This window comes from Paraburkholderia sp. PREW-6R (assembly GCF_039621805.1).
Taxonomy (GTDB): Bacteria; Pseudomonadota; Gammaproteobacteria; order Burkholderiales; family Burkholderiaceae; genus Paraburkholderia.
In genome coordinates this window covers 1258838-1284314 of sequence record NZ_CP155073.1, presented here as the reverse complement: position 1 = coordinate 1284314, position 25477 = coordinate 1258838, and the positions used below count along the sequence as shown (strand labels likewise).

Below are 25477 nucleotides of genomic sequence, written 5' to 3'. Positions count from 1 at the left end.
GCAGATTGAAGACGATGCAGCGCCGCAGCGCTTCCGTCACCGATAGCACTGCGCATAATGGCACGCCCCGTCCAACCTGGCCCCACATGCCGCCCCCGATGATAGACTGCGCGCTGGAGATGGCATTCTCCATTAACCGCCCTCGTGGCTGATGATGCCTGCTTCGCCCGGATAAATGCGGACGCGGCATCGCGTGCCCTTGCGTTGTCCGTTCTGTCCAATTTCCGGCTCTTCCGATTTAGCCAGCCCACATTCATGTATTGGTCCATCTTCGCGGTCGCCCTCGGCGGTGCGCTCGGCTCGCTGTTGCGCTGGGTGCTCGGCATCCGCCTGAACGCCGTGTTGCCGGACTTGCCGCTCGGCACGCTGGCGTCGAACCTGATTGCAGGCTATGTGATTGGCATCGCGGTCGCGGGCTTTGCGCGCACGCCGCAGCTCGCCCCGGAATGGCGGCTGTTCGTCATCACCGGTCTGATGGGCGGTCTGTCCACCTTCTCCAGTTTTTCAGCGGAAGTCGTGCAGCGCCTGCAGGACGGACGGCTTGGCTGGGCAGCCGGCGAAATCGTCGTTCACGTGGGCGCGTCGTTGCTGATGACGGCGCTCGGCATCGCCACGGTGTCGTTCGTCACACGCTGAGAACGGCGCCTGCCCGGCTCGGAACGCCGCCAGCGCTCACACGTGTCCGGCGTGACGCGACACCACCCGGTTTCTGCCCGTGCGTTTGGCCGCATAGAGCGCGCGGTCGGCGCGGGCGAGCGCCGTGTTGACGTCGTCGGTCGGTTCCACGCCGCATACCCCGCTTGAGAACGAATAAACAATCGGCGCGTGGCCCTGGATGAACACGCTTCGTTCGGCGAGGCTGTCGCGCATCCGCTCGACGGCCGCTGCGGCGTCGTCGACGGACGTGCCGGGAAACACCAGCAGGAATTCTTCGCCGCCGATTCGCCCGACCAGATCCGACTGCCGCATCGCGGCCCGGCTGACATCGGCAAAATCGCGCAGCACGGCGTCGCCGGCGGCATGGCCGTGAGTGTCGTTGATAAGTTTGAAGTGATCGAGATCGATCAGCGCAACGGCAAGCGGGACGGCGGCCGGGACGAACGCCGAGATCGTCAGCTCCAGATACGACAGCGAATGGCGCCGGTTGGCGAGACCCGTCAGCGCGTCGGTGCGTGCTTCGTGCAGCGCGCGGTCGCGCGCTGCGATCAGCGCCTGCTCGCCATGCCGCAGCGCCGAGATCTCCGTGCCGATCACGGTCAGCCAGCCGTTTTCGAGCAGCGTCTCGTTCATCCAGAACCAGCGCCCGTCGACGAGATCGGTCGCGAACGTGCGCTGTCCCGGCTTTGCGCGCCGCCGTGCCTGCGTATCGGCGATGAAGTCCTGCACGTCGCTACGGTCGATGCGCGTCCCGCAGCGCCTGAGGACGCCATGCAGGATCACGTCGGCGAAGGTCATCGGGTGCGTCGTGTCGTCGAGCTGGAACGCCTGCCTGAAGGTGGCGTTGGCGAATTCGAGACGATCGGAAGGATCGTAAATGCCGACCAGCAGATGCGGACCGTCCAGCGCGCCCAGCAGCGCCTGCAAACCGGCGGGGTTGGCGGCAAGGTCCAGAATCGGGTTCATCTCTCTTGTGCGTGTTGCATGTTTGTGCCATACGTGAGCACGAAACATGCCGAAGACGAACCCGCGTCGACGGCCGGCGCAGCGCGGGTCTGACGCGCCCTGGATCAGGCTGCGGCGAGCGCCTGCTCGAAGTCCGCGATCAGATCGTCAAGTTCTTCGATACCGACAGACAGACGCACCATGCCGTCCGCGATGCCCATGGATTGCCGCACCTCGGGCCCCGCTTCGAAAAAGATGGTCGGCGCGACCGGAATGACGAGCGAACGCGTGTCACCCAGGCCGGTAGCCTTGACGGGCAATTGCAGGCGGTTCACGACGTCGATCATGCGAGCGGGATCGCGCAGTTCGAACGACAGCAGCCACGAACTGCTGCTGAACAGCTTCTTCGCGATCGCGTATTGCGGATGCGACTCCAGACCCGGATAGTGAACCTTCTGAATCGCACGGTGCCCTTGCAGAAAGCGGGCGAGCGCGAGCGCATTGTCACTGCTCCTGCCCACGCGCAACGCCATTGTCTCCGCGCCAAGGCCGATCTGATGCGCCTGTTCCGACGACAGCGAGCCGCCCATGTCACGCAACCCTTTCTTGCGGATCTGCAACAGGCCCCAGTCGGCCGGATTGGAGCGACGGTACTCCTCCGCGATGTTCGGGTAATGCTGCCACGCGAACTCGCCGGTATCGGTCACCGCGCCGCCCAGTGCCGCGCCGTGACCGGCAATTGTTTTGGTCAGCGAATTGATTACCAGACTCGCGCCGACCGTCTTCGGACGAAAAAGCGCCGGCGAGGTGATCGTGTTGTCGACCACGTAGAGCAGGCCCTTGTCGCGGCACAGCGCACCGAGCGCGTCCAGGTCGGGCACCTGCGTGCCGGGATTCGCAATGGTCTCGACGAAAACCATGCGGGTATTCGGCCGCACGGCTTCTGCAACGGCGTCGATCGAACCGGCGTCGACTGTCGTCACTTCGACGCCGAGCTTTCTCAGCGTGCCGAACAGGCTATTGGTGTTGCCGAACACGTAGCGGCTTGAAATCAGGTGGTCGCCGGCGCGCAGCAGGGTCAGAAAAACCGCGGAAATCGCCGCCATGCCGGTGCCGAAACAGACCGTGCCGCGACCGTCCTCGAATTGCGTGATTTTCGCCTCGAGCGCCGCCGTGGTGGGCGTGCCCTGCCGCGCATAATTGAACGCGCCTTTTTTCGTGCCCTGGAAAACGCCGATCAGGTCTTCTACCCGATCGAATCCATATTGAACCGACGTGTGAATGGGTTGCCGCAACGCGCCGTGTTCGACACCGGCGTTTCGATCAGCGTGGACGAGACCCGTGGTAAAGCCTTTGGTATTCATATGCGGTGTAGGAGTCGGCGGGAATGAACAATCGATTCTACACTGCGGGTGGTGAGGCTCGGACCGCTTGCGGGTCGACACTCATACGCCGCAAGCTGGAGGCTATGCGTGCTGAAAACGGTCGCGACAGTACGTTGCCAGGAGACGGTAAAACGGACAGATAAAGAACGAGGAAAGACGAAAAAAAAGGCGCCACGTTTCCGTAGCGCCTTAAAAGTTCTAGCCATTCCGAGGGCCGTGCTAGAACCTGAGAGACGGTATTTCGAAGGTCACACCGGCAAACAGAAGTTGCGGCTGACTGGACGGCGCGTGGCGCGGACTGCGAGGGCGGCATGCTCAAGCATGCGACCACCCACTGCAGCGACGGCTAATGGACGCCAGATGCGTCAAAATTGCCGAGTTGCGCCCGTCTTTCGAAATGAGATTCCATTTTTTATGGTAACGCTGACTAAGTCAAGAAAAATCTGACGGCCTTGGTTGAGCCATGGAAAATTATTCCGATACAATGAAACGGCGAATGAAAAATCGTCAGACTGCCCCATGATGGTGCAAAGCGTGGTGGGAGTATGCGTGGCCCATCAATGAGCCGTGCGTACATAAAATTGAAATGCAGTTTCAAAAAAAAACGATGGCCCGATCGACATCTGAGAGAAAAAATGCGGATTCGCCCAAAGACAGGGACGGCTCCGCCGATGAAGTCACCGCCCTTGCGCGCGGCCTGACCGTGCTGCGATCGGTCGCCGCCGCGGACGCGCCGCTCAGTAATCGGGAATTGACCGAGCTGACCGGCATTCCCAAGCCGACCGTCTCGCGCATCACGGCCACACTGGTCGGCGCCGGCTTCCTGTTCCGGCTGCCCGACAGTGAGCGCTTCGTGCTCACCTCTTCGGTGCTGGAGTTGAGCAACGGCTTTCTGCGCAACTTCGACATCCGCGCCCGCGCACGCCCTTTCCTGATCGAACTCGCCGAGCGCACGGCTCTTTCCGTGCATCTGGCCGTGCGCGATCGCCTCGATATGGTGGTAATCGACGCGATCCGGCCACGTTCGGCGGTGCTGGTCTCACGCCTCGAAATCGGCTCGCGCATGAACCTGAGCCGCACGGCTATCGGCCGCGCGTACCTGGCGGCGTTGTCGGAAACGGATCGGGAGAAACTGCTGATCGGCCTTCAGGCGGCCGAAGGGGACGACTGGGGCCACGTCAGCAGCCGGCTCGAATCCGGCGTCAAGGAAACGCTCGAGCAGGGCTTCGCGATTGCCACCGGCGAGTGGTACGACGGTCTGAACGCCATTGCGCTGGGATTCACCGGCCCGTCGGGCGAACGTTACGCCGTCAATTGCGGCGGCTCCGCGCACCAGTGTCCGCGCGACTGGCTGATCTCTCGCGCGGCGCCCGCCCTCCTCGAATGCGTCAGCAAGATCGTCCTCGAAATAGGCGGCACGCCAGGGCGGCGACTCGATACCTGAAACAACCCGGCGCGCGCCGGTCGGCGGTCAAAAGACGAGTCGGACAGACTGTAACCTTCGTAATCAAACGAAAAATACGCAGGTGGACTGTTACCGAGCCCGCAACGTAGGATCATGCTTTCCTGTCGCGGGCCGCCCGCCGGGCTTCGTTATCACGCATCAATAACGGTCCGGCCGTCCTGTCATGATGCCGCTTCGCGTTGCGGCCTCGCAGCATTGTTATCATCCTTGTCCCGCGGCTCGGGTAGCATCGCGCTGAACGCGCGCGGTGCATCCACTGTCGAAATCGCCTGTCATGCCGTACGGATGCCGGTTGACCCGCCTGACGGAGCGGCGCAATTGCCCGAGCGGCTCACATCAAAGCCAGCCACCAGACCGAACCGATGGACGAACAACAAAAGCATTCGGAAAACACACGCCCTGCCACGCCGGCTTCCCAACCGCCTTCGAATCATGGCCCTGCCGGCGCCCCCGGCACGGTGAAGCGTCATCGGGGGCGCAACATCGCGTTGATCGTCGTAGCGCTCGTCGTTCTGGCGTTCGTGTTGTGGCGCTGGCATCCGTGGGGCGGCCCGGGCGGCGGCGCAAGCGGCGCATCCGCGGCAAGTGGCGCGAGCGGCGGCAGGGCCGGCCGTGGCGGCCGTGGCGGCAATCCGGCCAACGCACCGCAACCGGTCCACGTGGCCACGGCCACGCAGGGCGAGATGCCCGTGGTGCTGACCGCGCTCGGCACGGTCACGCCGCTTGCGAGCGTCACCGTACTGCCGCAACTGAGCGGCACCCTGCAGAACGTGTATTTCACTGAAGGCCAGATGGTCAAAAAGGGCGACGTGCTGGCCCAGATCGACCCGCGTCCGTATCAGATTTCGCTCGAAAATGCGCAGGGCACGCTCGCGCGCGACCAGGCGCTGCTGCAAACCGCACGGCTCGACCTGAAACGCTACCAGACGCTGCTCGCGCAGGATTCGATCGCGAGCCAGCAGGTGGACACCCAGGCTTCGCTGGTGCGTCAATACGAAGGCACGGTAAAGTCCGACCAGGCAAACATCGACACCTACAAACTCGACCTCGTCTACGCGCGCATCACCGCGCCGGTCTCGGGCCGCGTGGGTCTACGCCAGGTCGATGCTGGCAACTACGTGACGCCGAGCCTGACGAACGGCATCGTGGTGATCACGCAATTGCAGCCGATCAGCGTGATCTTCACCACGTCGGAAGACAACCTGCAACAGATCATCCAGCAGACGCAAAATGGCCAGAAGCTGTCGGTGACCGCTTATGACCGCAGCAACACCACGTCGCTCGAAGGCGGCGTGCTCGAAACGCTGGACAACCAGATCGACACCACCACCGGCACGGTCAAACTGCGCGGCATCTTTCAGAACAGGAACAACGTGCTGTTTCCGAATCAGTTCGTCAACACGCGTCTGCTCGTCAACACGATCAAGGACGCAGTGATCGTACCGACGCCCGCAGTGCTCAACGGCTCGATGGGCGCATTCGTGTACGTGGTCAAGCCGGATAACACGGTCACCGTGCGCCCGGTCAAGGTTGGGCCGGTGGACGGCGAGCGCACCAGCATCGCGTCCGGCCTGCAGGTCGGCGAGCGCGTGGTGATCGACGGTTCGGACCGTCTGAAAGAAGGCGCGAAGATTACGATTCCGGCCGACCGGCCCCGCGGCGCGTCGGGCGCACGCGGCGCACGCGGCGCGAGCGGAGCAAGCGGCGCGGCTGCCGCGTCGGGCGCCTCCGGCGCGCATGCCCATCACGGCAAACACGCGGCGCAAGCTTCGCAATAAAGGCACGGCACTTACCGCATGAATCCATCCCGCGCCTTTATTCTGCGTCCCGTCGGCACCGCGCTGCTGATGGCGGCGATCCTGCTGGTCGGTCTCGTCTCGCTGCGCTTTCTGCCGCTGTCCGCGCTGCCCGAAGTCGACTATCCGACCATTCAGGTGCAAACGTTCTATCCGGGCGCGAGCCCGGACGTGATGACCTCCTCCGTCACCGCGCCGCTCGAACGCCAGTTCGGGCAGATGCCGTCGCTGAACCAGATGTCGTCGCAAAGTTCGGCGGGTTCGTCGATCATCACGCTGCAGTTCAGTCTCGACCTGCCGCTCGATATCGCCGAGCAGGAAGTTCAGGCCGCGATCAACGCCGCCGGCAACCTGCTGCCGTCCGACCTGCCCGCGCCGCCGATCTACGCGAAAGTGAATCCGGCCGACGCGCCGATCATCACGCTCGCGATCACGTCGAAAACGCTGCCGCTCACGCAGGTGCAGGATCTCGCCGACACGCGGCTCGCGCAGAAAATCTCGCAGGTGGCGGGCGTGGGTCTCGTCAGCCTGTCGGGCGGCCAGCGCCCGGCCGTGCGGATTCAGGCGAACGCACGCGCGCTCGCCGCCTACGGGCTGAATCTGGACGACCTGCGCACCACGATCTCGAATCTGAACGTGAATACGCCGAAGGGCAATTTCGACGGCCCCACGCGCAACTACACGATCAACGCGAACGACCAGCTGACCGACGCCGACGCATACAAGAGCGCGGTAGTCGCCTACAAGAACGGCCGCGCGGTGATGCTGACCGACGTCGCCACCATCGTGCAGGGCGCGGAGAACACCAAGCTCGGCGCGTGGGTGGACGGCACGCCGGCCATCATTCTGAACGTTCAGCGCCAGCCGGGCGCCAACGTGATCCAGGTGGTGGACAGCATCAAGGCGCTGCTGCCGCAACTGCAGCAGGCGCTGCCCGCATCGCTCGACGTGCAGATCGTCACCGACCGCACCACCACGATCCGCGCTTCCGTGCGCGACGTGCAGTTCGAACTGGCCATGTCGGTCGTGCTGGTGGTGCTCGTCATGTATCTGTTCCTTGCGAACATCTACGCCACCATCATTCCGAGTCTTTCCGTGCCGCTCTCGCTGATCGGCACGCTCGCCGTGATGTACCTGTGCGGCTTCTCGCTGGACAACCTGTCGCTGATGGCGCTGACCATCGCCACCGGCTTCGTGGTCGACGACGCGATCGTGATGATCGAAAACATCGCGCGCTACGTGGAAGAAGGCGATGCGCCGCTCGAAGCCGCGCTAAAGGGCTCGAGGCAGATCGGCTTCACGATCATTTCGCTGACGGTCTCGCTGATCGCGGTGCTGATTCCGCTGCTTTTCATGGGCGACGTGGTCGGCCGGCTGTTCCATGAATTCGCCATTACGCTCGCGGTGACGATCGTGATTTCGGCGATCGTGTCGCTCACGCTCGTGCCGATGATGTGCGCGAAACTGCTGCGCCACACGCCGCCGCACGAAAGCCACCGCTTCGAAGCGAAGGCGCACCGGGCGATCGACTGGGTCATCGCGCGCTATGCGGTCGCGCTCACGTGGGTGCTGAACCGGCAGCGCTCCACGCTGGTGGTCGCCGTGCTCACGCTCGTGTTCACGGCGCTGCTGTACATCTTCATTCCGAAGGGCTTTTTCCCGGTGCAGGACACGGGTGTGATCCAGGCGATCACGCAGGCGCCGCAGTCGGTCTCGTATCAGTCTATGGCCGAGCGGCAGCAGGAACTCGCCGCTCAGATCCTGAAGAATCCAGACGTGGAAAGCCTCACCTCGTTCATCGGCGTGGACGGCAGCAATATCACGCTGAACAGCGGGCGCATGCTGATCAACCTGAAACCGCGCGACGACCGCAGCCATACCGCGAGCGAAGTGATCCGCCAGTTGCAGAAAGACGTCGCGCATATCGCGGGCGCGTCGCTCTTCATGCAGCCGGTGCAGGATCTGACAATCGACTCGACCGTGAGCCCCACGCAGTACCAGTTCATGCTCACCGACCCGAACATCGGCGAATTCACCACGTGGGTGCCGAAGCTGATCGACCGGCTGAAGCAGTCGCCAGAACTCGCGGACGTGGCCACCGACCTGCAGGACAACGGCCAGTCGGTCTACATCGAAATCGACCGCGCTACCGCGTCGCGCTACGGCATCACGCCCGCCACCGTGGATAGCGCGCTTTACGACGCATTCGGCCAGCGCATCATCTCGACCATCTTCACGCAGTCGAACCAGTACCGCGTGATTCTGGAAGCGCAGCCGTCGATGCAGCACTACACCGACTCGCTGAACTCCATCTACCTGCCCTCCTCCACGTCCACCGGCGGCCAGGTGCCGCTGTCGTCGATTGCGCGTTTCATCGAAAAACCCGCGCCGCTGCTCGTCACGCACCTGAGCCAGTTCCCGGCCACCACCGTGTCGTTCAACCTCGCGCCCGGTTCGTCGCTCGGCGCAGCGGTGAAGGCGATCGACCAGGCGGAGAAAGACATCGGCCTGCCGAACTCGTTCCAGACGCGCTACCAGGGTGCGGCGCTCGCGTTCCAGGCGTCGCTGTCGAACGAACTGTTCCTGATTCTCGCGGCCATTGTCACGATGTACATCGTGCTCGGCGTGCTGTACGAAAGCTTCATCCATCCGATCACCATTCTGTCCACGTTGCCCTCGGCGGGGGTCGGCGCGCTGCTCGCGCTGCTGATCACCGGGCACGATCTGGACATCATCGGCATCATCGGGATCGTGCTGCTGATCGGTATCGTGAAGAAAAACGCGATCATGATGATCGACTTCGCGCTCTACGCCGAGCGCGAGGAAAGCAAGCCGCCGCGCGAAGCGATCTACCAGGCGTGTCTGCTGCGTTTCCGGCCGATTCTGATGACCACGCTCGCCGCGCTGCTCGGCGCGCTGCCGCTGATGCTCGGCACGGGCGCCGGTTCGGAACTGCGCCGGCCGCTCGGCATCGCGATTGCCGGCGGTCTGATCGTCAGCCAGCTCCTGACGCTCTTTACCACGCCGGTGATTTATCTCGGCTTCGATTCGCTCGCTCGCCGTGCGCGTGAACGCTTCAATCGCGGCAAGCCCGTGCCGCCCGTCACCGACGCAGAGGCCTGAGCGATGAACCTGTCGCGTCCGTTTATTTCCCGCCCGGTCGCCACTACGCTGCTCGCGATCGGCATTGCGCTCGCCGGCATTTTCGCGTTCACGAAACTGCCGGTCGCGCCGCTGCCGCAAGTGGACTTTCCGACCATTTCCGTGCAGGCGACCTTGCCGGGCGCGAGTCCGGACACGGTCGCAACCAGCGTCGCCAGTCCGCTCGAACGGCATCTCGGCTCGATTGCGGACGTCACCGAGATGACCTCGATGAGTTCGGTCGGCTCGACGCGCATCACCATGCAGTTCGGTTTGAATCGCGACATCGACGGCGCCGCGCGCGACGTCCAGGCCGCCATCAACGCGGCGCGCGCCGACCTGCCGACCAGCCTGCGCAGCAACCCGACCTATCACAAGGTCAATCCGGCCGACGCGCCGATCATGATTCTGGCGCTCACGTCGAAGACGCTGACCGCCGGCCAGTTGTACGACTCTGCGGCAACGGTGCTGCAACAGTCGCTCTCGCAGGTGGACGGCGTCGGCGAAGTGGACGTGAGCGGCTCGGCCAATCCCGCGGTGCGCGTCGAGCTCGAACCGAACGCCCTCTCCCACTACGGCATTGGTCTCGAAGACGTGCGCGCCGCGCTCGCCGCAGCCAACGCGAACAGCCCGAAAGGCTCGATCGAGTTCGGCCCGAACCGCGTGCAGATTTACACGAACGACCAGGCAAGCAAGGCCGCGCAGTATCGCGATCTCGTAATCGCGTATCGCAACGGCTCCGCGGTGAAGCTCTCGGACGTTGCCGAGGTGGTGGATTCGGTCGAAGACCTGCGCAATCTCGGCCTGTTCAACGGCAAGCGTTCGGTGCTGGTGATCCTGTATCGTCAGCCGGGCGCGAACATCATCGATACGATCGACCGCGTAACGGCCATGCTGCCGCAACTGCACGCGTCGCTGCCGGCCGACGTCGACATCACGCCCACCGCGGACCGCTCGACCACGATCCGTGCGTCGCTGAAAGATACCGAGCGCACGCTCGTGGTCGCGGTCGCGCTGGTCGTCATGGTGGTGTTCCTGTTCCTGCGCAACTGGCGCGCCACGCTGATACCGAGCGTGGCCGTGCCGATCTCGATCATCGGCACGTTCGGCGCAATGTACATGCTGGGCTTCTCGATCGACAACCTGTCGCTGATGGCGCTCACCATCGCCACGGGCTTCGTGGTGGACGACGCGATCGTGGTGCTCGAAAACATTTCCCGGCATATCGAAAACGGCGTGCCGCGCATGAAAGCCGCGTTCCTCGGCGCCCGGGAAGTGGGCTTTACCGTACTGTCGATCAGTATTTCGCTGGTCGCCGTGTTCCTGCCGATTCTGCTGATGGGCGGGATCGTCGGCCGGCTGTTCCGCGAGTTTGCGCTCACGCTGTCGCTGGCGATCGGCGTGTCGCTGATCGTCTCGCTCACGCTCACGCCAATGATGTGCTCGCGGCTTCTGCGCGAGCCGCACGAGGCGAAACAGGAAGGACGCTTCGGGCGCTGGCTCGAACGCAACTTCACGGCCATGCAGCGCGGCTACGAGCGCACGCTCGGCTGGGCGCTGCTGCATCCCAGGCTTATCCTGACCGTTCTCGTGCTGACGATCGGCCTGAACGTCTGGCTGTACATCATCATTCCGAAGGGCTTCTTTCCGCAGCAGGACACCGGGCGGCTCGTGGGCGGCATTCAGGCTGACCAGAGCACGTCGTTCCAGGCCATGAAGGGCAAATTCGCGGAAATGATGGACATCGTCGGCAAGAACCCTGCCGTGGACAGCGTGGTGGGCTTCACGGGCGGCCGGCAGACCAATTCGGGTTTCATGTTCGTCTCGCTGAAACCGAAGAGTGAGCGCAAGGCGTCTGCGGATCAGGTGATCCAGCAACTGCGCGCACCGCTTGGCGACGTGGCCGGCGCGCGCACCTTCCTGCAGGCGGTGCAGGACATTCGCGTCGGCGGAAGACAATCGAATGCGCAGTATCAGTTCACGCTGCTCGCCGACTCCACGCCCGATCTGTATCTGTGGGGACCGAAGCTGACCGAGGCGCTGCAGGCGCGCCCCGAACTCGCGGACGTGAACTCCGACCAGCAGCAGGGCGGCCTAGAAGCGATGGTGACGATCGACCGCGCCACCGCGGCGCGGCTTGGCATCAAGCCCGCGCAGATCGACAACACGCTGTACGACGCGTTTGGACAGCGGCAGGTTTCCACGATCTATAACCCGCTGAATCAGTATCACGTGGTGATGGAAGTAGCGCCCAGGTACTGGCAAAGCCCCGATATGCTGAATCAGATCTACGTCAGCACGTCCGGAGGCAGCGCGAGCGGTGCGCAGACGACCAATGCGCCGGCCGGCACGGTCACGTCCGGATCGGGCACGGCGTCGGCTACGGCTACGGCTTCGTCATCGTCGAGCAAAAGCACGAGCACGAGCACCAGTTCGACGAGCGCGACCACGGGCGGCACGGCCGGCACCACCGCGTCGAGCGCAGCCAGCATCGCCGCGGACTCCGCTCGCAATCAGGCGATCAACTCGATTGCGGCGAGCGGCAAATCGAGCGCGTCGTCGGGTGCGGCAGTGTCGACCGCGAAGGAAACCATGGTGCCGTTGTCCGCAATCGCGCGCTTCGGGCCGGGCAATACACCGCTTTCGGTGAATCACCAGAGTCAGTTCGTCGCGTCGACGATTTCATTCAATCTGCCGCCCGGCGTGTCGCTGTCGACCGCGACGCAGGCGATTTACGACACGATGGCGCAGATCGGCATGCCCGGCACCATTCATGGCAGTTTCCAGGGCACCGCACAGGCCTTTCAGCAGTCGATGTCCGATCAGCCGATTCTCATTCTGGCGGCGTTGGCCGCGGTCTATATCGTGCTGGGAATGTTGTACGAAAGCTATATTCATCCGTTGACCATTCTGTCCACGCTGCCTTCGGCGGGTATCGGAGCGCTGCTTGCATTGCTGCTGTTCAAGACGGAGTTCAGCATCATCGCGTTGATCGGCGTGATTCTGCTGATTGGTATCGTGAAGAAGAACGCGATCATGATGGTGGACTTCGCGATTGAAGCATCGCGACATGGGCTGTCGTCGCGCGACGCGATTTTTCAGGCATGCGTGCTGCGATTTCGGCCTATCATGATGACGACGTTCGCCGCTTTGCTTGGGGCGCTGCCATTGGCGTTCGGGCGGGGCGAAGGCGCCGAGTTACGTGCACCGCTGGGGATTGCGATTGTGGGTGGTCTGATTGTGAGTCAGTTGTTGACTTTGTATACCACGCCTGTGGTCTATCTTTATATGGATCGGATCCGCGTCCGGTGGGAGTCGAGAAGGTCCCGGCGGAATCGCGCGGCGGCTGTCTGAATTTTTGGTCTTTCGCGGGTCGGCGCACGGCTCGTTGCCCGCAAGCGGGCGATTTAGCCAGCGCACGCTACTTCGGCTTTCTCTTTTTGTCGAATCCCTTGTCGCCTCGTCGGGCTGATTGCGAGCTCAATGATTCGCGGGTTGCGGGCGCATACGGCAAAGTCAGGGGAATGAATGTGCGGCGTGACGGCCGTACGTCATGCTCGATGATTTTATCGAGACCCGCGTTGCAAGGAGGCACCTTGAACAAGCTGATGGCCACCGCCAGACATGAATTCGTGGAGATGCTGCCGCCGACAATCTTCTTCTTTGTGATTCTCCATCTCGTCGTCATCATTCGCGCGTTGATGACGCGAGGCACCGGTCTTTCGCTGCCCACCACCGCGTCTGTCACCGTGGCGGCCTTGATTCTCGGCAAGTCAGTACTGCTCGCGAACCACCTGCCATTCGTCAACCGCTTTCCCGACAAACCGCTCGTCTGGAACGCCGGCTGGAAGACGCTCATTTATACGCTTGTCGCGCTGTGCTTCCATTACCTGGAGCATCTATACGACTACTGGAAAGATTCGCCCAATCTCTTCGACGCTAACCGCACACTGCTCGCCCAACTCAACTGGTCTCATTTCTGGGCAATCCAGATCTTGCTCGTGACGCTGATCGCCAACTACTGCGTATTCGCAGAACTGGGACACGTAATAGGCCGCGACAAACTCAAAGCGATTTTTCTCGGCCCTCTTCCCGCCAGGCCCGCCCGAAAATCTGCATCATAGATCCGGCCAGCGTGGCTTCGATACAGAACCAGGGCAACCGCTCGCGCCTCTCGACCAGACGAAAACGCAGCGAGGCTGCGCAAAGTTATCAAAAGAGCAGACTTATTCCGGTTTCCTAAACATATCTAACAAACAAAAAAGCCGCGACCTTCCACAGGAAGGCCGCGGGACGGGGAATTGCCGGGGCGATACCAGACAGGCTGCTGGATCGGTGCCTGACAACGATGTGGCCCACGGGGATGAATCCACATCTACTCCTATCATAGGTAAAGAAAGACGTCCTGCCCATTACCTGAATGCAAAAGTGAATTGCGTGCCACCGAGCAGTCAGCAGGCAGTAAACAGGCACGCCGCCGACAAGCGCAGAATCCGTCTGAAGCCGGTTCGGGTCCTAAAATAATTAATCAGGAGCACGAAAAAAAGCGCAGTTCTGGCCAGAGTAAGAACTGCGCCGTGAATGCCAGGTGCGACTGAGGATGGAATGCCGCACGCAGCCGACAGGCCGGGTTGGAGATAAACCCCGGCCCGCCCAATAACGGATAGTACTAACGATTTGTTCCGGACCCGGCACTTTTCTCAACGAAGTGACGATCTTGAAAATAAGAACAGAAAAAACTGGAAACAGACCGGAAAGATACGAACAACCTCAAAGCTTTTGCTCTACAGCCAGCAAGAAAATCCTCTTCCACTGTTCGGCCTGCCGCTTGTCCAGCATGGGCAAGGCCCAAACCGAATGCTTCGCATCCTTGACTTTCACATTGAGCTGGTAAGCCGCGCCCTGCTCGCGAATCTCCGCCCCAGCGAGATCGGCAAAAATATAATCCCCGCTATCGCCGCCAATCCGGATCTCACACAGACGTTTGCCGGCAGCCAGCCTCACCGACCCCCAGTTGCCCGTGAGTTCGTGGGTCCAGTCTCCGTCGTGAATATTCGGCGCCACGGCCTGCCGGCGTCGCCACCCATAAACCATCGCGCCAACCAGCAGCAGAGCAACCACCACCGCCACGCCGACCGCGACCGCTAGCCCGAACGCAGCCTGCAACGCAAAAAACGCGCGCACCGCGCCATAGATCAGCGCGATCACGACTATCAAAGCAACGAGAATCGGCATCGCACGCTCGCACGAGAGAAAAATCCAAAGTTAGCACGCGCGATGCCTGAAATCACCGCAATAAACCATTGCGAAAATGAGCGTCTACAGCAAAATACGGCTACGGTTGCTTGTGCGCCGCCGCCCAGTCCTTCACGGCCTTCAATGTGTTTTCGACGTGCTTCTCCGGCGACAAGCTGGTGTATTCGTAAATGATCTTGCCGTCCGGCGCAATCACATAGGACACGCGATTGGCCATCGAACTGTGCATCGGCAGGCCGGCGTCGTATTCGCCGATCACCTTGGAATCGGCATCCGCCGCGACCGGGAATTTGCTGCGGCATTCGCTGACAGAGAATTTCGTCAGCGTGTCGATATTGTCATGCGACACGCCAATCACCGTCGCGCCATACTTCTTATATTCGTCGACAGCTTCAGCGAACTCATGCGCTTCGATCGTGCAGCCTTTCGTGAATGCAGCCGGATAGAAATACAGTACCACCGGGCCTTTCTTCAACTCGTCTGCGAGCGAGTACGTGTAAGTCTTGCCACCGAGCGAAGCCTCGGCGGTAAACGCGGGGGCCGCGTCGCCTGGCTTGAGCGTTGCCGAGGCGCTCAGCGAATAGAGCGTGAATCCCGCCGACATGACAGCCGCCAGCGCCAAGGGTACGAGTCTTGTTTTCATCTGCGATTCCTCCGGGCGTGATGCATGTGATTTTGTCTACCGAGTGCGCAAACCGCACGGACGGCTCACGGCCACTCGTACGGCTTCGACTCGCTATTGGACCACGTACGCACGGCATCCGTGCAAATCTCGCTTAACGATGCACCACGACTCGGGCGGCTCCACAGTCTGCCAGCAGTTGCCCAATAGCCGGCTAACAGGCCGCCGGCGATACACCGCCGGTCAGGCCGCCGCTTCCTCGATATGCGCGCCGAACCACGCCGCCGCGGACAGATTCAGATCTGCCAGCACTTCCGGCGTCAGGCGGGCGAAACCGCTGGGCGCATCGGGGCCCATCGCGATCGCCGCTGCGTCGCCGCCTTCGCCCGCCGCTTCGGCAAGACGCAGCAACATGCCCAGCGCCCCACGATGCGTGATGATCGCCTCGCGAATCGGCAGCGCAAGACCCAGTTTTTCCAGCACCGCAGCCGGCGTGCTGCCGAGCACCACGTGGACCAACGAAAAGATCCCGGTCATGAACGCCGCGTCGGCGAACTCGTCGTCATGCGGACGCAGCCACGCCGCCGCCAGTTCCATGAAACGCGACCGCGTGCCCGCCAGCTGCACGAGCGGATCGGCGCGCCACGGCAGATCGCCGCCGTCGGCATAAAGCAGCAGTTGCGCCCAGCGCGCAATCTGCCGCGTGCCGGTAGCGATAATCGCCTCGCGCAGCGATGAAATATTGCGCCCTAGCCCGAATGCGCTCGAATTGACGAGGCGCAGCAGCTGGACCACCACGCTCGGGTTCAGCTTGAGCTCGGCTTCCAGTTCGACGATGCCCGCATCGCGCGACAGCAGCGCCAGCAGCCGCAGCAGGCCGGGACGCGGCGAACGGTTGCGCGGCGCGGCGAGTACCTGCGGCCGCGCGAAGAAGTAACCCTGGAAGAGATCGAAGCCCAGCTCCCGCGCAAGCGCAAAGTCTTCGCGTGTCTCGACTTTCTCGGCGATCAGTGTCTTGCCATGCGCGCGAACCGTCGACGCCAGTTTCGCCAGCCCCGCACGTTCGGTCAGCAGAAAATCGATCTTGACGATGTCGACGTGCGGCAGCACCGCAATCAGCTCGTCCGACAGTTCGCTTACGTCGTCGAGCGCGACCTGAAAGCCCGCCCGGCGCAACTCGGCGAGGCGGCGCACCAGCAGTGCGTCGATCCTGACGGTTTCCAGTATTTCGAGCACGAAGCGCTCGGGCGGCATTACATGCACGATATCGCTGAAAAGCAGCGCCCGGTCGATGTTGACGAATCCACGGTGCTGCCCGAGCACGGCCTGCACGCCAATGCCGCCGATCGTGCGCGCCACGACTTGTGCCGTTGCCTGGGCGTCGTTGGTGACTTCCGCGTAGTTATGCGCGCCCGCTCGGAACAGCAATTCGTAGGCATGCAGCGCGCCATCGCGATCGAGAATCGGCTGGCGGCCCAGATAGACGAACTGGCTGCAAACCGCCGGATCGGCGTTGTCACCGGCTGAATGGAGCACCTCAATGTGCCCGGGGATGGCCCTGACAATATGACGTTCAGACATAAATCTTCGGTGCAAGTGTTCGGAAAAGCTACGCAGCGAGGTCACAGCCGGCACTGCACAACGGGGATGCCTTGTTATCGGTTGCGGGGCCTCTGCACTTTAACCCAAATCATCTGCCCGGACGGACGCCCGCGCCGCCACACGCGGCCGTATTCTTACCAATTGTTTTTCACCGCGACCCGCTAAAGATTTCCCGGCCCGGGTCGTTATCTCGTTCTGATGGGGCGGCCTGATACGACTCGTCCGCCAGCCACGGCGGGCGACGGACCGCCTCGCAAGCAGACGAATACAGGTTCCCAGTGATAAACATGGAAGCGAACAGGATCACCGCGCCCCGCCGGGGCTCCCTGCGCACGGTCATCGACCGGTTTCGTGCGCTGGGCCGTCGTGAGGTCGGCCAGCCGCAGCCGGCTCCCGCGCCGGCACGCGCAGCGCCGCTGGAGCAGGTGGTGGGCGCCGTCGATCTGCTGGCGCACGTCGACGACGAACTGCGCTTTGTCTACGTGTCCGACGCGAGCCTGCGTTTCATCGGCTATCACCGCGAGTATCTCGAAACCATTACGTTCCACGATCTGGTGGCGCCCGCCGACGCGGCGCGCCTCGATGCGCTGCTTGCACGTGCTGACACCACCGGCAATGTCGAAAAGGCCACGCTCGGACTCATCAAGTCGCTGACCTATCCGATCACCGTGGAATTGCGCGTCATGCGCAGCAGCCATGACGGCGTCGACGGCTACGCGATCGCGGGCTTCGACGTTTCGTCCTGGCGTGCCACCGAGGAACGCCTGACCCAGGCGCTGCATCTCGACCGCCTGACCAACCTCGCGAATCAGCCCGCGCTGATCCCGGCACTGCTCGACGCGCAGCGCCAGGCCGACGCGCACGGCACGCCGGCCGCGCTGCTGCTGCTCGACATCGACGACTATCAGCGCGTGAACCGTGCGCTGGGTTACGACGCCGGCGACGAGATGCTGCGCGATACGGCGCGGCGCATCCTGAACATGACGAGCCCGAGCGAAACCGTGGCGCGCATCGCGAGCGACGAGTTCGCGATCCTGGTGAAGCCGGCTGCCAGCCGCACCGACGCGGCGGCAGCCGCCGAAGCGCTGGCGCGCCGCCTGCTGACCGCGATCCAGCAGCCGTATGCGTACAAGGGTCAGCAGGTGCACCTGTCGGCGAGCATCGGCATCGCACTCTATCCGGACGTGCGCCACGCCAACGACACCGCAAGGCACGACACCCATTTGCTGCGCTGGGCCGACCACGCGCTGCTGCAAGCCAAGGCGGCGGGCGGCAACACGCTTGCTTTCTACGTGCCGGACGACAACCCGGCCGATGCTGAGCGCCTGAAACTGGAGGCCGACCTCTACGACGGTGTGCGTAACGGCGAGTTCTCGCTACACTTCCAGCCGATCACGAGCAGCCGCTCGCACGGCGTGGTCGGCGTGGAAGCGTTGATCCGCTGGGCGCATCCGGTGCACGGGCTCGTACCGCCTTCCATGTTCATCCCGCTCGCGGAGTCGATCGGACTGATCAACTTCCTCGGCAACTGGGTGATCAAAGTCGCGTGCATGCAGTTGATCCAGTGGGACGCGCGCGGCATCCCGCTACAGTACGTGGCGGTGAACGTGTCGCCGCAGCAGTTCCGCGATCCGCGCTTCAAGGACGCGGTGCGCGAGGCAATCGAGTTGACCGGTATCGATCCGCGCCGTCTCGTGTTCGAGATCACCGAAAGCCTGCTGATGCACGACCCCGCGCATGCCACCGGACTGCTGGAAGAGCTGACGGCAATGGGAATCCGTTTCGCGATCGACGATTTCGGCACCGGTTATTCGAGCCTCGCTTACCTGCAGCGTTTTCCGCTGGCCAAGCTCAAGATCGACCGTAGTTTTGTCGAGAATCTGCTAACCTCGCGAAACGATCAGGCTATCGTGAGCGCCGTTGTCGGGCTCGCGCAGACACTCGATCTCGAACTCGTGGCCGAGGGCGTCGAAACGGAAGCACAACGCGCGCTGCTCACGGAGATGGGCTGTGACCATATTCAGGGATGGCTCGTCTGCAAGGCGCTGCCCTCCGACGAACTTGCGCAGCGTTTCGAAGCGCAAACGCTTCAGCTGCATGGCGCATAGTCATGCAGGCGAAGCGCATACGTAACGGAACGAGCCGGCCTGTGGTCGGCGCGGCATTCTTTGGAACATGTATGGCTTTTGCGGGACTCACATGGTAAAGGCGGCGGTGCTCGACCGGCTATGGACGCGAATGAGCGAGCGCGGCGATTTCCCCATGCTGTCGCAGTCGCTTCGCAGCACCATGACGGCGATGAACAATGACGACCTCGACTTCACCGGCCTCGTGCAGGTGGTGTTGTCCGACTTCGCGTTGACACAGAAAGTGCTGCGGCTTGCCAACTCGGCCATGTACATTGCGTTCGGCGGCAACATCACCACCGTGTCGCGCGCGCTGATGGTGCTCGGCATGGACGCGGTCGGCCATCTCGTCGTCGGCCTGAAAATCGTCGATCACTTTCATGCCAGCGCGCCGCGCCGCATCGACGCGAAACTCGAACTGAACCGCACGCTGCTTTCGGGTTGCGTCGCGCGCAAGCTGACCGAGCGCGGCGACCTGCGCGCCGGCGAGGAAGCCGTGGTCTGCACGCTGATGCGGCAGATCGGCAAGCTGCTGGTGGTCTTCTATCTCGACGCCGAGTGGGACCAGATTCGCCGTCACATCGAAAGCGGCGCGCTGGAGACCGACGCGTGCGTGCTGGTGCTCGGCGTGACATTCGACGAAATCGGCGAGGAAGCCGCGGTGCGCTGGCGTCTGCCCGACATGATCCGCGCCGGCATGGGCGAGTTCGACCCGCAGGACACCGAGCAGCCGCGCCAGGTGCAATGGCTGCGCGCGATCACCAACTACTCGACTGCCGTCGCCGACGTGCTGACGCAGCAGAACATGCCCGAACGGGAGCGCGAGGCGCGCATCGCCGAACTCGCGCAGGCCTACAGCCACGCGCTCAATACCGATTCCGACGTGTTGCAGGCGATGAGCATCGCGCTCGCCCGCGAAGAAGGCGGCGACGGCGTGATGCGCGAGATCGTCGAATTGCGTGCCAACGCCGATGCCATGGCGCGCGAGGCCATGAGCCCGGAAGCCCGCATCGCGTCGGGCGTCGAAGACCTGCGCGCGCTGCCCGCCGGCAGCCCGCTCGCGCCGGCGCTCGGCATGGCCTCGGAAACGGTGCTCGCCGGTCTCGGCTTCGCGCGCACGGTCGTGTTCGTCAAGCAGAGCAACGGCACTTTCAAGGCGCGCCTCGGGCTGGGTCCGCGAATAGACGCCGCACTGCCCAAGCTGACCTTCAACACCGCATTCGAGCCGGACGTCTTTCATCTGGCGATCGCGAACTCGGTCGGTATCTTCATCGAGAATGCCCGCGACCCGAAAATGATCGCGCGGCTGCCCGAGTGGTTCCGCCGCGCGTTCGACGACGCTCGCGCATTCGTGCTGCTGCCGATCGTGGACGAAAGCGAACAGACGGTAGCCCTGCTTTACGGCGACTGGTCGCACACGCAGGAGCCGCGCCGCATTTCGCAGAAAGAGATGAGCGTCCTGAACGAAATGGCGAAGGAACTTGGCCGTTTTTTCGGCCTGGGGCAGATGCGGGAAATGGAGATGATGTGAAGACGTGGCGCGATCGCTGATCGCGGCGTCTTTCTGTTCTTCGAGTCTGTATCTGCCCTGAGCCGGGTTCATGATGTGCCGGTCCGGCATGCCGCGCATGCCGGACCGGCAAGGTTGCCGCTTACTTCAACACCACCTTCACATCGAAATACCGGGCCGCAAAGCGGTCGATCGTGCCGTCCGCTTTCAGCTCCTTCAGTGCCTGGTTCAGCGCGTCCTTCAAAGCCGTGTCGCCTTTACGAACCCCAAAGCCTACGCCCGCGCCGAGCAGCTTTTCATCCGTGACGGCCGGACCCGCGAATTCGAAGCCCGCGCCTTGCGGCTTTTTCAGAAATCCCTTCGATGCCGCTTCCGCGTCCTGGAACGCCGCATCCAGACGACCGGACGCGAGGTCGGCGTAAATCTGATCCTGCGTCTGATAGGGCACGACGTCGACACCATTGGGCGCCCAGCGCGCCTTCGCGTACGTTTCCTGAATCGTGCCTTGCAGCACGCCGACGTGCTTGCCCTTGAGCGACGCCGCCGTGGGCAGCAGGCCACTGCCCTTCTTCGCGATCATCTGGTTCGGAATCGTGTAGATCGGATCGGTGAAGTCGATCGCCTGGCGACGTTGATCGGTGATCGTCATGTCCGAATTGATCGCGTTGAACTTGCGCGCCTCGAGCGCGGGAATCAGGCCGTCGAACGAGTTCTCGACCCATACGCATTTCGCCTTCAGCTTTGCGCACACGGCATTGCCCACGTCGATGTCGAAACCTTGCAGCTCGCCCGACGGCGACTTCGATTCGAACGGCGCATATGACGCTTCGACTCCAAAGCGCACTTCCTTGATGTCCGCAGCCGATGCCGGGGCGGCCGCGAGCGTCGCCGTTGCCGTTGCGGTGGTGAACAGCGCGAGCGCAACCATGTTTGACCAATTCATTTTCATTACGGGTCTTCCTCTACGATATGGAATGAAACGGAGTCGAATCCGCGCCGGCATGTTTGCCATGCCTGAAATGCGATACAGACTCATGCGGCTGGCAAGATGCAGCAACCGCCGCGAGCGCGGGATTGTACAGGCTGAGGTCTGCGCGCCCGCTTTTTCAAGCCAGCCGCGCAAGCGTCTCGTCAGTGGTCTCGACGACCATCAAACCCGCGCGCAGACCGGGCTTGACCGTCGGGTTGGGAAACACAATACGTTCCTCGTCGTGCTGCACGAAGTAGCGGTATTGCCCGTCGCGCGCGAGCAAGGTGCCTTGCGCGAAAGGCGTGAAGTTCGGCACTTCTTTTGTGACGAACAGCTCGAAGGCATCGCTCTGTTTCGTGATCTGTCCGATGACGGTGAACACACGCGGCATGGGCCCGTGCGCAGGGCCGATCGTGCCGGCGACGAGACGGCGCAGCGCCTCGTCCGCGCCGGCGAACCGCGCGAGATCGTTTTCACCGAATGGCCGTACCTTGCCCAGTTCGAGTGTGCACGCTTGCGCGCCGCACGCTTGCGCGGTGAAGTGCGAATATGTATTGCCCTTCGTGGTGTGCAGCAGCACGGCGCTGATGCGCGCGTCGCCGAGCCACTCGAACATCGCGCGCGAAAACGCTTCGCCCGTATGCGGCAGCAACGCGAATTGCTCGAAGGCCGACGCGCGGATCGCCGTGTGCATGTCGATGTGCCAGCGCGCGCCGGCCCCGCCCGAGGCCGCCGCAAAGAAGCGCTGCGCCGCCTCTTCCAGAGCGGCCGCGCGCGGCGCTTCGTGGCTATGCGGTACTTCCCGGTAACGCCCGCTGAATAGACGGTTCAGATCGTCGTCGCGGTAACGATTTCCGTCCCGCATGGCGTCGATGTTGCCGAGAATCACGAGCAGACGGCAACCGAGCGCGGCTTCGCCTGCGGCGAGATCACGCACGAGATACGACAGCAGTTCGATCGGCGCGGTTTCGTCGCCATGAATGCCGGCCGAGGCGAGCACGCTGCGCGTCGGGCCGCCCGTTTCACGTGACACGGGTTCGAGCAGAAGGACGCCGTCGTCCTGCCATGACCAGCGCACCTGAGCGTTCGCGCACGTGCCGTCCCGTTCGTTCGCGGCCGGCCGCGTACCGGCCAGCGTGTAGCCGAGAAAGTCGCTCAACATGATGTTTGGCTCGGACATGATGGCTCAGCGCTGAAAGTCATACAGCGAACCGAGGCCGAGAATCTGCGTCAGTTCATCGAGCGCGGTGCGCGATTCATGCAATAACTGCGGGTCGGTCAGATCGGCGGGCGCAAGACGGTCGCGATAGTGCTTTTCGATCCACCCGTCGAGGCGGCCAAAGAGCGTATCGTCGATCCATACGCCGGGCGACACCGCTGCGCGTTCCGCCTCGTCGAGCACCACACGCAAGCGCAGGCACGCCGGGCCGCCGCCATTCTTCATGCTTTCGCGCAGATCGAACACGAGTACGTCGTCGATCGGGCCTGCGTGCGACGCGAGTTCGTCCAGGTAGGCGGCGACGCGCGCGTTTTCACGGCACTCCTGCGGCACCACCAGCACCTGCCGGCCATCCGGGCGCGTCAGCAACTGGCTGTTGAACAGATACGACGTGACAGCGTCGGCGACCCCCACCTGCGCGTCGGGCACTTCGATCACATTGAACTCGGCCTTCAAACCCGCGAGCCTCGTACGCAATTCGTCGTACACCGCGTTCTGCTCGACGAACGCCAACTGATGACAGAACAGCGTCGTGCGATTGCCGACCGCGATCACGTCGTTATGAAACACGCCCGCGTCGATCACATCCGGATTTTGCTGCGCGTACACAGTGGCCGTTTCTTCAAGTCCATGACGATGCGCGACCGCGCGGCTCGCCTCGAACGTCTGCCGCGCGGGAAAACGTTTCGGCTCCGGTCCGCGGCGATACTCGCTGCGCCCATATACGAAGAATTCGACGCCGCGCACGCCGTAATCCGCACAGAAGCGCGTATGGTTCGCCGCACCTTCGTCGCCAAGCGCGGGCGTGCCGGGCAGCGCGTCATGCACGACGAAACGCCCGGCGTCGCTGAAAATCGCACGCAATGTACGGCGCGTGGACTCATGCTCGATCGCGCGATGCAGCTTGCTGCAAAGATTCGCCGGCGTGAAATGCACGCGGCCGTCGTGCGTATCCGCCGACGGGCTCACGGTCGCCGCATTCGCCGTCCACATCGCCGACGCCGAACTGGCAGCGGCCAGCAACTCGGGCGCGTCGCGTGCAACGCGCGCGATCACCGTGGCGTCGTCGCCGGAAAAACCGAGCTCGCGCAACAGACGCATGGACGGACGCTCCTGTGGCGGCAGCACGCCCTGATGAAAGCCGAGGTCCGCTAATCGCTTCATCTTGCGCAGCCCCTGCCTGGCAGCGGCTTTCGGGTTCGCCACGGACTTTTCGTTGTTCTGCGACGCGACATTGCCGAACGACAAGCCCGCATAGTTATGAGTCGGGCCGACCAGACCGTCGAAATTGGCTTCTGTGGCTTGCATCGTCGATCCTTAGAATTGGAGGCCCGGCGAGACGCTCGCGGGCATGGTCAGTTGCGCGCTTTCGACGGACGCCATCGGATACGCGCAATAGTCGGCGGCATAGTACGCGCTCGGCCGGTGATTGCCCGAGCGCCCCGGCCCGCCGAACGGCGCACCCGACGAAGCCCCGTTGGTCGGCCGGTTCCAGTTGACGATGCCCGCGCGAATGGTCCGCTGAAAATGCGCCCACAGCGCTTCGTCGTCGGCGAGCAGGCCCGCGGAGAGACCGAATTCGGTGTCGTTGGCCTTCTCCAGTGCTTCGTCGAACGTGCTGTAGCGGATGATCTGTGCGAGAGGTCCGAAGTGCTCTTCGTCAGGCAGATCCTTCACGGCCGTAACATCCAGAATCGCGGGCGTGACGAAACCAAGGCGCGGATCGCGCTGCGCCATCTTCAGCAGCGGACGAGCGCCGTCGGCGAGCAGCCGCTCCTGCGCCGCGACGAGCCGTGAGGCTGCGCGCGCCGACACCACTGCGCCCATGAACGGCTGCGGATCGGCGTTGTATTCGCCCACAGCGATCCGGGACGTCACCTCGGTAAGACGCTCGATAAAACGTTCACCGTTCGCGCCATCCGGCACGAAGATCCGGCGTGCGCACGTGCAACGCTGCCCCGCCGACAGAAACGCCGACTGGATCGTGTGATGCACGGCGGCATCGATATCGGCCACCGGTCCGACCACGAGCGGGTTGTTGCCGCCCATTTCCAGCGCGAGCACGATCTCCGGCCGGCCGCCGAACTGTTTGTGCAGCAGTGTTCCGGTGTCCGAACTACCTGTGAAGAACAGGCCGTCGATCTGCCTGTGATTCGCGAGCGCAATGCCGGTGTCCTTCTCGCCCTGCACGAGGTTCAGTACGCCCGCTGGCAGGCCCGCGTCGCGCCAGATCTGCACGGTCAGCGCGGCGACGCCCGGCGCGAGTTCGGACGGCTTGAAGACGACCGCATTGCCGGCGATCAGCGCGGGCACGATATGTCCGTTCGGCAAGTGGCCTGGAAAATTGTACGGCCCGAACACCGCCACCACACCATGCGGACGATGCCGCAGCACGGCCGTGCCGTCCGCCATCGGCGAGCGCTTTTCGCCGGTGCGTTCGTTGTACGACTGGATCGAAATCTCGACCTTTGCCGCCATTGATGCGGCTTCGGTGCGCGCTTCCCACAGCGGCTTGCCTGTTTCGCGTCCAATCGCTTCGGCCAGCGCTTCCTTGCGCTGCGTCACGAGCCCGGCAAAGCGGCGCACCACGGCGCAACGCTCGTCGAGACTTGTTGCCGACCATGCGGCGAACGCACGGCGCGCGCTACGCACCGCGCGATCCACGTCCTGCGCCGATGCGCTGTTGCCTTCCCACACGGTCGCGCCCGTTCCAGGGTTGCGCGACGCGAATGCGGGTCCCGTGCCGACGGCCCATTCGCCGTCGATGAAAAGCTCGCTCATGA

17 protein-coding genes and 1 riboswitch are annotated in these 25477 nt (G+C 63.2%); of the genes, 8 read left to right on the top strand and 9 right to left on the bottom strand.

Features of this window, described 5'->3' with window-relative positions; all coding sequences use genetic code 11:
* The first annotated feature begins 106 nt into the window (after nt 1–106).
* Nucleotides 107–168: riboswitch (Fluoride riboswitch) on the top strand.
* An 87-nt stretch (nt 169–255) separates the two neighbouring features.
* On the top strand, nt 256–636 hold the full coding sequence (gene crcB, locus AAGS40_RS05550; protein WP_345813717.1) for a fluoride efflux transporter CrcB: 381 nt from the start codon (nt 256–258) through the stop codon (nt 634–636).
* A gap of 36 nt (nt 637–672) precedes the next feature.
* Here the strand turns inward: crcB and AAGS40_RS05545 are convergent, their stop codons facing one another.
* A complete protein-coding gene (locus AAGS40_RS05545) occupies nt 673–1623 on the bottom strand; it encodes a GGDEF domain-containing protein (RefSeq protein WP_345813716.1) in 951 nt (316 codons plus the stop codon).
* 104 nt (nt 1624–1727) lie between these two features.
* On the bottom strand, nt 1728–2966 hold the full coding sequence (locus AAGS40_RS05540; protein WP_345813715.1) for a cystathionine gamma-synthase family protein: 1239 nt from the start codon (nt 2964–2966) through the stop codon (nt 1728–1730).
* 628 nt (nt 2967–3594) lie between these two features.
* Between AAGS40_RS05540 and AAGS40_RS05535 the strand changes: the two genes are divergently transcribed.
* From AAGS40_RS05535 to AAGS40_RS05515, 5 genes are all read left to right on the top strand, one after another.
* The gene (locus AAGS40_RS05535) at nt 3595–4431 is read left to right on the top strand and encodes an IclR family transcriptional regulator (RefSeq protein ID WP_345813714.1); all 837 of its coding nucleotides are present in this window, start codon (nt 3595–3597) and stop codon (nt 4429–4431) included.
* A 383-nt stretch (nt 4432–4814) separates the two neighbouring features.
* A complete protein-coding gene (locus AAGS40_RS05530; RefSeq protein ID WP_345813713.1) occupies nt 4815–6230 on the top strand; it encodes an MdtA/MuxA family multidrug efflux RND transporter periplasmic adaptor subunit in 1416 nt (471 codons plus the stop codon).
* Nucleotides 6231–6248: 18 nt separating this feature from the next.
* Nucleotides 6249–9371 (top strand): MdtB/MuxB family multidrug efflux RND transporter permease subunit, encoded by a 3123-nt coding sequence (locus AAGS40_RS05525; protein ID WP_345813712.1) that lies wholly within the window; start codon nt 6249–6251, stop codon nt 9369–9371.
* 3 nt (nt 9372–9374) lie between these two features.
* Complete coding sequence (locus AAGS40_RS05520; RefSeq protein WP_345813711.1) at nt 9375–12743, top strand: efflux RND transporter permease subunit; 3369 nt, start codon at nt 9375–9377, stop codon at nt 12741–12743.
* A 242-nt stretch (nt 12744–12985) separates the two neighbouring features.
* Complete coding sequence (locus AAGS40_RS05515; protein ID WP_345814279.1) at nt 12986–13513, top strand: hypothetical protein; 528 nt, start codon at nt 12986–12988, stop codon at nt 13511–13513.
* A gap of 646 nt (nt 13514–14159) precedes the next feature.
* Here the strand turns inward: AAGS40_RS05515 and AAGS40_RS05510 are convergent.
* From AAGS40_RS05510 to AAGS40_RS05500, 3 genes are all read right to left on the bottom strand, one after another.
* Nucleotides 14160–14624 carry a hypothetical protein gene (locus AAGS40_RS05510; protein ID WP_345813710.1) on the bottom strand — a complete coding sequence of 155 codons (465 nt, stop codon included), beginning with the start codon at nt 14622–14624 and terminating at the stop codon, nt 14160–14162.
* 100 nt (nt 14625–14724) lie between these two features.
* The gene (locus AAGS40_RS05505) at nt 14725–15288 is read right to left on the bottom strand and encodes a peroxiredoxin (protein WP_345813709.1); all 564 of its coding nucleotides are present in this window, start codon (nt 15286–15288) and stop codon (nt 14725–14727) included.
* 222 nt (nt 15289–15510) lie between these two features.
* Entirely contained in the window at nt 15511–16848 is a 1338-nt protein-coding gene (locus AAGS40_RS05500) for an EAL domain-containing protein (RefSeq protein WP_345813708.1), read from the bottom strand.
* A gap of 308 nt (nt 16849–17156) precedes the next feature.
* Here AAGS40_RS05500 and AAGS40_RS05495 point away from each other — a divergent pair, with 308 nt between their 5' ends.
* Together AAGS40_RS05495 and AAGS40_RS05490 are read left to right on the top strand one after the other, a co-directional pair.
* The gene (locus AAGS40_RS05495; RefSeq protein ID WP_345813707.1) at nt 17157–18977 is read left to right on the top strand and encodes a sensor domain-containing phosphodiesterase; all 1821 of its coding nucleotides are present in this window, start codon (nt 17157–17159) and stop codon (nt 18975–18977) included.
* A 91-nt stretch (nt 18978–19068) separates the two neighbouring features.
* Nucleotides 19069–20526: an HDOD domain-containing protein gene (locus AAGS40_RS05490; protein WP_345813706.1), complete on the top strand. Its 1458-nt coding sequence runs from the start codon at nt 19069–19071 to the stop codon at nt 20524–20526.
* Nucleotides 20527–20647: 121 nt separating this feature from the next.
* On the opposite strand, the gene AAGS40_RS05485 is transcribed toward AAGS40_RS05490, so the two are convergent.
* The 4 genes from AAGS40_RS05485 to astD form a co-directional block, all read right to left on the bottom strand.
* Nucleotides 20648–21454, bottom strand: coding sequence for an ABC transporter substrate-binding protein (locus AAGS40_RS05485; RefSeq protein ID WP_345813705.1), 807 nt, complete (start codon nt 21452–21454; stop codon nt 20648–20650).
* Between the two features lie 157 nt (nt 21455–21611).
* Complete coding sequence (gene astE, locus AAGS40_RS05480; RefSeq protein ID WP_345813703.1) at nt 21612–22655, bottom strand: succinylglutamate desuccinylase; 1044 nt, start codon at nt 22653–22655, stop codon at nt 21612–21614.
* A 6-nt stretch (nt 22656–22661) separates the two neighbouring features.
* Entirely contained in the window at nt 22662–24002 is a 1341-nt protein-coding gene (gene astB / locus AAGS40_RS05475; protein ID WP_345813702.1) for an N-succinylarginine dihydrolase, read from the bottom strand.
* Nucleotides 24003–24011: 9 nt separating this feature from the next.
* Nucleotides 24012–25475, bottom strand: a complete 1464-nt coding sequence (astD, locus tag AAGS40_RS05470) for a succinylglutamate-semialdehyde dehydrogenase (RefSeq protein ID WP_345813701.1) — start codon at nt 25473–25475, stop codon at nt 24012–24014.
* Nucleotides 25476–25477 lie beyond the last annotated feature (2 nt).

Coding starts and splice junctions, on each gene's coding strand:
- AAGS40_RS05545 (WP_345813716.1), bottom strand. CDS start 1,623: ATGAACCCGATTCTGGACCTTGCCGCCAACCCCGCCGGTTTGCAGGCG.
- crcB (WP_345813717.1), top strand. CDS start 256: ATGTATTGGTCCATCTTCGCGGTCGCCCTCGGCGGTGCGCTCGGCTCG.
- AAGS40_RS05525 (WP_345813712.1), top strand. CDS start 6,249: ATGAATCCATCCCGCGCCTTTATTCTGCGTCCCGTCGGCACCGCGCTG.
- AAGS40_RS05500 (WP_345813708.1), bottom strand. CDS start 16,848: ATGTCTGAACGTCATATTGTCAGGGCCATCCCCGGGCACATTGAGGTG.
- astB (WP_345813702.1), bottom strand. CDS start 24,002: ATGCAAGCCACAGAAGCCAATTTCGACGGTCTGGTCGGCCCGACTCAT.
- AAGS40_RS05530 (WP_345813713.1), top strand. CDS start 4,815: ATGGACGAACAACAAAAGCATTCGGAAAACACACGCCCTGCCACGCCG.
- AAGS40_RS05510 (WP_345813710.1), bottom strand. CDS start 14,624: ATGCCGATTCTCGTTGCTTTGATAGTCGTGATCGCGCTGATCTATGGC.
- AAGS40_RS05540 (WP_345813715.1), bottom strand. CDS start 2,966: ATGAATACCAAAGGCTTTACCACGGGTCTCGTCCACGCTGATCGAAAC.
- astD (WP_345813701.1), bottom strand. CDS start 25,475: ATGAGCGAGCTTTTCATCGACGGCGAATGGGCCGTCGGCACGGGACCC.
- AAGS40_RS05535 (WP_345813714.1), top strand. CDS start 3,595: ATGGCCCGATCGACATCTGAGAGAAAAAATGCGGATTCGCCCAAAGAC.
- AAGS40_RS05495 (WP_345813707.1), top strand. CDS start 17,157: ATGGAAGCGAACAGGATCACCGCGCCCCGCCGGGGCTCCCTGCGCACG.
- AAGS40_RS05505 (WP_345813709.1), bottom strand. CDS start 15,288: ATGAAAACAAGACTCGTACCCTTGGCGCTGGCGGCTGTCATGTCGGCG.
- astE (WP_345813703.1), bottom strand. CDS start 22,655: ATGTCCGAGCCAAACATCATGTTGAGCGACTTTCTCGGCTACACGCTG.
- AAGS40_RS05520 (WP_345813711.1), top strand. CDS start 9,375: ATGAACCTGTCGCGTCCGTTTATTTCCCGCCCGGTCGCCACTACGCTG.
- AAGS40_RS05490 (WP_345813706.1), top strand. CDS start 19,069: ATGGTAAAGGCGGCGGTGCTCGACCGGCTATGGACGCGAATGAGCGAG.
- AAGS40_RS05485 (WP_345813705.1), bottom strand. CDS start 21,454: ATGAAAATGAATTGGTCAAACATGGTTGCGCTCGCGCTGTTCACCACC.